The sequence below is a fragment of the Sandarakinorhabdus sp. genome, assembly GCF_041689835.1.
GTDB lineage: Bacteria > Pseudomonadota > Alphaproteobacteria > Sphingomonadales > Sphingomonadaceae > Sandarakinorhabdus.
Genome location: NZ_JBDNFM010000047.1, coordinates 1 through 6,272, shown reverse-complemented (window position 1 = coordinate 6,272; position 6,272 = coordinate 1). Strand labels below are relative to the sequence as shown.

The 6,272-nt window shown below is 63.9% G+C and carries 7 protein-coding genes; all 7 read left to right on the top strand.

Going from position 1 to position 6,272, the window contains the following annotated elements:
* Positions 1 to 1,136: NAD+ synthase (locus tag ACESL8_RS02470; protein WP_372915603.1), on the top strand; the 1,136-nt coding region annotated here is incomplete at its 5' end.
* Between the two features lie 38 nt (positions 1,137 to 1,174).
* Positions 1,175 to 1,339 (top strand): hypothetical protein, encoded by a 165-nt coding sequence (locus ACESL8_RS02465; RefSeq protein WP_372915601.1) that lies wholly within the window; start codon positions 1,175 to 1,177, stop codon positions 1,337 to 1,339.
* Positions 1,336 to 1,479, top strand: a complete 144-nt coding sequence (locus ACESL8_RS02460; protein ID WP_372915599.1) for a hypothetical protein — start codon at positions 1,336 to 1,338, stop codon at positions 1,477 to 1,479. The genes ACESL8_RS02465 and ACESL8_RS02460 overlap by 4 nt, the downstream gene beginning before the upstream one ends.
* A 121-nt stretch (positions 1,480 to 1,600) precedes the next feature.
* Positions 1,601 to 2,605, top strand: coding sequence for a dihydrodipicolinate synthase family protein (locus tag ACESL8_RS02455; RefSeq protein WP_372915597.1), 1,005 nt, complete (start codon positions 1,601 to 1,603; stop codon positions 2,603 to 2,605).
* A gap of 85 nt (positions 2,606 to 2,690) precedes the next feature.
* Entirely contained in the window at positions 2,691 to 4,772 is a 2,082-nt protein-coding gene (locus tag ACESL8_RS02450) for a PQQ-binding-like beta-propeller repeat protein (RefSeq protein ID WP_372915595.1), read from the top strand.
* A 12-nt stretch (positions 4,773 to 4,784) separates the two neighbouring features.
* Positions 4,785 to 5,219 (top strand): c-type cytochrome, encoded by a 435-nt coding sequence (locus tag ACESL8_RS02445; RefSeq protein ID WP_372915593.1) that lies wholly within the window; start codon positions 4,785 to 4,787, stop codon positions 5,217 to 5,219.
* A gap of 19 nt (positions 5,220 to 5,238) precedes the next feature.
* Positions 5,239 to 6,272 (top strand): peptidyl-alpha-hydroxyglycine alpha-amidating lyase family protein (locus tag ACESL8_RS02440; protein ID WP_372915591.1); only part of this gene is annotated, 1,034 nt, incomplete at its 3' end.

The window sequence follows — 6,272 nt, the reverse complement described above, 5'->3', positions numbered from 1 at the left end:
GCAGCCCGTTCGAAGTGGGCAAGGATGATCGCCGGCTGGGCTTGGCGGTCACCCGCGTCGTCGAAACCGGGTTGCCGCTGATTTATCTCAACCGCGTAGGCGGGCAGGATGAACTGGTGTTCGACGGCGCGTCGTTCGTGCTGAATGCGAACCGCACGCTGGCCCACCAATTGCCGGATTGGGACGAAACCATCCGGCTGACGGAATGGACGCGCGGGCCGAGCGGCTGGACCTGTGCGCCCGGCGCCATCACGCGCCAGGATGACGACCCAGCCGATGTCTATCACGCCATGCTGGTCGGCCTGCGCGATTATGTGAACCGCAACCGCTTCCCCGGCGTCGTGCTCGGCCTGTCGGGCGGGATTGATTCGGCGCTGTCGGCGGCTGTCGCGGTAGATGCGCTGGGCGCAGACCGCGTGTGGTGCGTGATGATGCCCAGCCCGTTCACCAGCCAGGACAGTCTGGATGATGCGGCGCAGTGCGCGGCGATGCTGGGTTGCCGGCTTGATACGGTGCGCATCGAGCCGGCGATGACCGCGTTTGATGCCATGCTCGGCCCGCTGTTCGACGGCCGCGCCCGCGACATTGCCGAGGAAAACATCCAGTCCCGCATTCGCGGCCTCACGCTGATGGGCCTGTCCAACAAATTTGGGCCCATGTTGCTCACCACCGGCAACAAGAGCGAGATGAGCGTGGGCTATGCCACCATCTATGGCGACATGGCCGGCGGCTATTCGGTGCTGAAGGACCTGTACAAAACCACGGTGTTCCGCGTTTGCGAATGGCGCAACGCCAACCGCCCGCGCCTTGGCCTCGGCCCCGATGGCCCGGTGATGCCTGTGCGGGTGATCACCAAGCCGCCCACCGCCGAACTGCGCGACAACCAGACCGATCAGGACAGTTTGCCGCCTTACGACCTGCTCGATCGCATCCTGTTTGGCCTCGTCGAGCAGGAACGTTCGGCCAGCGACCTGATCGCCGAAGGGCTGGACGCCGCCACCGTCGCCCGCATCGAACGGCTGCTGTACATCGCCGAATACAAGCGCCGGCAGGCACCGCCTGGCGTGAAGATCGGCCGCCGTAATTTCGGCCGCGACCGGCGCTATCCGATCAGCAATGCATTTCGCACGGCTTAGCCTGTTGGCGCTGCACGCCGGCGGGGCCGGGGCGGCGGGTGGAGATCGACTTTGGCGCGGCGCGGCCGGTGCGCATCCTCAATCTGGCGAGGCCACTGGCGATCGCCGGCATCACGCTTGCCCGCGTTGATGTGCGGCTGTTCGATTGGGCGGGCGCGCCGATCTGCCGCCCGATGCACATGGCGGCGAAGGCCAGTTCGTGACGGCCAGCCGCGGCCGGCAAAGCGGCTGGCCGGTCCTGAAACTGGGCCGCGACGTGCTGGAAATTTGCGCCAGCATCAGTTGGCAGCGAGACGCCGGCACGCCGGGGCGCGGCAGCTTCGATCTGCTCTGCCCGCGCTGAACGCCCTCGGATATCCGCCAGTTCCGGCAATCCGGGGCCCGTAAACATCTTGCCGCCGGGGCGAAGCGGCGCAATGATGGTCAAAACGGCCATATAATATGGCCACTGGGGAGGATCGGACATGAACATGAACCGCCGCGAGACACTGGCGCTTGCTGCCGGCGCTGCTGCCATCAGCACGCTGGGCACCGCCGCACCGGCCGCAGCGCAAATGGGTGGGCGCCGCCTCGGCTCAAAGGAAAAGGTCGCCTACTGGGTCGCCACCGTTACCCCGTGTGATGTGCGCGGCCAGTTCGATCCCGGCGCCATGAAAGCGGTGATGGAATGGCACCGCAAGTGCGGCGCAGACGGCGTGGTCGTGCTCGGCACCTCGGGCGAATTTGCCAGCTTTTCGGTGGCGGAACGCAAGCTGATCACCGAGACGGCGATGCAGCACAAGGGCAACATGAACATCATGGTTGGCCCCGGCACCTCCAACATCGTCGAAACGATCGACATCGCCAAACACGCGCAAAGCGTCGGCGCCGATGGCCTGCTGGCGATCCCGCCGTTTTATTTCAACCAGCCGCCGGTGGAAGGCCTGATCGATTATTACACCCGCTTGTTCGAAGCAGTGTCGATCCCGATCAACCTTTATCACATCCCCGGCACCTCCGAAGTGGGGATTCCCATCGAGCTGCTGAAGGCGCTGATGAAATATCCGCATCTGGCCGGCATCAAGGATTCGTCGGGCAGCGCCGAAGGCTTTGCCGAGTTTCTGAAGGGCTTTCCCGAGCTCAACATGCGCTGCGGCACGTCCAACAACCTGATCCCGGCCGTCGAGGCCGGCATGGGTGCCATTCTCGCCGACGGCAACATGTTCAGCGACAAGAGCGCCGACATCTTCACCGCCTACCGCGCCAAGGGTGACTGGAAGGCCAAGCTGGCCCACCTGCGCGCCGCCGGCGGTATCATGCGCGATTACAACATGGGCGCCAACTCCTATGCCGCAATGAAATATGTGCTGTCGCTGCGGATGGGCGGGCCAGCCATGTATGCCCGCACCCCCTATCCGCAATTGACCGACGCGCAGAAGGCCAGCCTCAAGGCCGGTCTCGACAAGGTGATGCAAATGCCGGCGGCTTGACCGTCGGCATCAACAAGGGTGCTGGCGGCCTGAGCGTTACCGCCGCCTGCATTCACCCGTTCGCATCCATTCAGAGGCCCAAGCCATGATCATCACCCGCATCTTGCCGTTGTCCGTCACCGCCGCGCTCATGCTCACCACCGCCGCCAGCGCGCAGACGCCGGCCAAGGAAGGCACGCTCGCATCACGCACCAGCAATGGCGTCGCCAACTGGACCACCTATAACGCCGATCTCAAAGGCAGCCGCTATTCGCCGCTCGATCAGGTCAATGCCAGCAATTTCAAGGATATGGAGATCGCCTGGCGCTTCAAGACCGATTTTCTCGGTTCACGCCCGGAATACAAGCTGGAATCGACCCCGCTCGCCGTTGACGGTGTCATCTACACCACCGCCGGCACCCGCCGCAGCGTGGTGGCGCTGAACGGTGCCACCGGCGAATTGCTGTGGAATTTCGCCCTGCACGAAGGCAAGCGCTCCGCCGAAAGCCCGCGCGCGCTGTCCGGCCGCGGCCTGAGTTACTGGACCGACGGAGCCAAGCGCCGCATCCTCTATGTCACCATCGGCTACCGCCTCGTCAGCCTTGATGCCGATACCGGCCGCCCCGATCCGGATTTCGGCACCAATGGCGTGGTCGATCTGAAAACCGATTTCGATCAGGATCTCGGCGATCTCGATACCGGCGAAGTCGGCGTCCATTCCGCCCCGGCGGTTGCGGGCAACAGCATCATCATCGGCGCAGCTTTCCGCGAAGGTTTCACGCCCAGAACCCACAACAACACCAAAGGCTATGTCCGCGCCTTCGACGTGCGCACCGGCAAGCGCATGTGGACCTTCCACACCGTGCCCAAGCCCGGCGAGTTCGGCTACGACACGTGGCTCAACAAGGCCGCGGACGTGAACGGCAACACCGGAGTGTGGACCCAGGTTTCAGTCGATGAAGACCTCGGCCTCGCCTACCTCGCGGTCGAATCGCCAACGTCGGACTTTTACGGCGGCAAGCGCCCCGGCAACAATCTGTTCGGCAACAGCCTTGTCGCAGTCGACCTGAAAACCGGGGTACGCCGCTGGCATTTCCAGCTCATCCACCACGAAATCTGGGATCTCGACAACAGCAGCGCGCCGTTGCTGATGGACGTGACCGTGGACGGCAAGCCGCGCAAGGTTGTCGGCCTGCCGTCCAAGCAAGGCTTTTTCTATGTGTTCGATCGTGCCACCGGCGTGCCGGTGTGGCCGATCAGGGAAGTGAAGGTCGCCAAGGGCAATGTGCCCGGTGAATGGTACAGCCCCACCCAGCCAATGCCGACCAAGCCGCCGGTTTACAGCCGCAACGGCTATCTGGAAAACGACCTGATCGATTTCACCCCTGACCTTAAAAAGAAGGCGCTTGAGCTGGCCGGCAAATACATGCTCGGCCCGGTGTACACCCCGCCCATCGTCTCCACGACGGAGAAGTTTGGTGTCATCAACAACTGGGCCCAGGGCGGCACCAACTGGCCGGGCGGTTCGTTCGATCCCGAATCCGGCATCGCCTATGTGTATGCGTGCGGCGCCTGCATCTCGGCCACCGGCCTGCTGCCGCCGCCGGCCGGCCTGTCCGACATTCCGCTGGTGGTGGGCGTTGCCGGCCAACCGGTGGTGATGATCAAGGGCCCGGGCGAAGGCGCAGGGGCCGACAGCCCGGCCGCTGCGCCGCCGTCCGCCGTATCTGGTTCCGGCCCGCCGCGCCTCGCTGTGGATGGCCTGCCGCTGGTGAAGCCGCCCTACGGCACGATCAGCGCCATCGATGTGAACAACGGCACGATCAAATGGCAGGTGGCCCACGGTGAAACGCCCGATTTCGTGCGCAATCACCCGGTCATCAAGGCGATGGGCGGCATCCCGCGCACCGGCCAGGCCACCTATCAGATCGGCACGCTGGTGACCAAAGGCCTGGTGATCGCCGGCGAAAACCAGTTCACCCGCACCGATGATCGCCCGCGCGGCGCCATGCTGCGGGCCTATGACAAACAGACCGGCAAGGAAGTGGGCGCGGTTTTCATGCCGTCCACCCAATCGGGCTCACCCATGACCTATATGGTCGGCGGCAAGCAGTATATTATCGTGCCTACCAGCGGCGGTAATGCATCGGGCGAGTTTTTGGCTTATGCATTGCCGGGCAAGAAATAAGGAACGCGTGACGTGAAATTTGCCCTGCCGCTTTTGATTGCTTTTGGCCTGGCCGGCGCTGCCGTTGCTCAGAATACTGGCAAATCTGTGTGGCAGGGCATCTACACCGCCGACCAGGCGGAGCGGGGTGCCGCCGTTTATGCCCAGCGCTGCGGTGCCTGCCACGGCGCGGCGCTCAACGGCACCGGCGAGGCACCGGCGCTGGTGGGCGGCGAATTCGTCAGCCACTGGGACACGATGACAGTGGGCGACCTGTACGACCGGGTGCGCACCACCATGCCGCAAAACGATCCGATGTCGATGACACGCGAGGAATATGCCGATGTGCTGGCCTTCATGCTGAAAAACAATGGCTTTCCGGTTGGCAGCCAGCCGATGGATAAACGTTCGGAAGTGCTGGCCACCATCGGCATCACGGCAGAAAAACCGGCCAGCGCCGGCCGCTGAATTTTTGGGGGAACAGGCCATGAAGCGGATCATCACGGCGACGCTGCTGCTCGCCGCCAGCGCGGCCTTTGCGCAAACCCTTCCGCCGCGTCCGGTGTGGACGGTGGAAACCCTGCCCCTGCCCGCACCGCTGACCGCTGAAACCAACAAGCAGCCCAATTCCTATCGCAGCGAATATGGCTTCCTCAAGCTGCCGCCCGGCAGGGTGATGGGCTCCACCAGCGCCGCCGCGGTCGACAGCAAGGGCCATGTGTGGGTCGCCGAACGCTGCGGCGCCAACAATTGCGGCGACAGCGCCATCGATCCGATCATGGAGTTTGATGCGGCCGGCAACTTCATCAAGGCCTTCGGCGGCGGGCTCAGCGTGTTTCCGCACGGATTTTATATCGACGCCGCCGATAATGTCTGGCTCACCGATGCTCGCGCAATTGCCGGCCCAAATGGGGGCAGGGGCGCTACGGTCATGAAATTCTCGCCGGGCGGCAAGTTGCTGCTTACGCTCGGCAAACCCGGCGTGCAGGGCAAGGGCACCGACGTGTTCACCGAACCCAACGCCGTGATCGTGGCCAAAAACGGCGATATTTTCGTCGCCGATGGGCACGAGGCCGATCGCGGCGTCGCCCGCATCCTGAAATACAACAAAACCGGCAAGTTCCTGATGCAGTGGGGCCAGCCCGGCAAGGGCCAAGGCGATCTCGAAGTGCCGCATGCCCTCGCCATGGACAGCAAGGGCCTGCTTTACGTTGGCGATCGTTGGAACAACCGCGTGCAGGTCTACACGCAAAAGGGCAAATTGCTGAAAAGCTGGACCCAGTTCGGCCGGCCATCGGGCCTGTTCATCGACGCGAATGACATCCTGTACAGCGGCGATTCCGAAAGCCGCCGCCCGGTGGGTTATGGCTACAACCCCGACTGGCAGCGCGGTATCCGCATCGGCAGCGTCAAGGATGGCAAGGTCACCGCCTTCATCCCCGATCCCGACGGCGAACCCGACAAGGGCGCCACCAGCGGCGCCGAAGGCCTGTGGGTGGACAAGGCCGGCATCATCTATGG

Excerpts from the sequence above, each read along its gene's own strand:
- ACESL8_RS02455 (WP_372915597.1), top strand. The coding sequence starts at position 1,601 with ATGAACATGAACCGCCGCGAGACACTGGCGCTTGCTGCCGGCGCTGCT.
- ACESL8_RS02450 (WP_372915595.1), top strand. The coding sequence starts at position 2,691 with ATGATCATCACCCGCATCTTGCCGTTGTCCGTCACCGCCGCGCTCATG.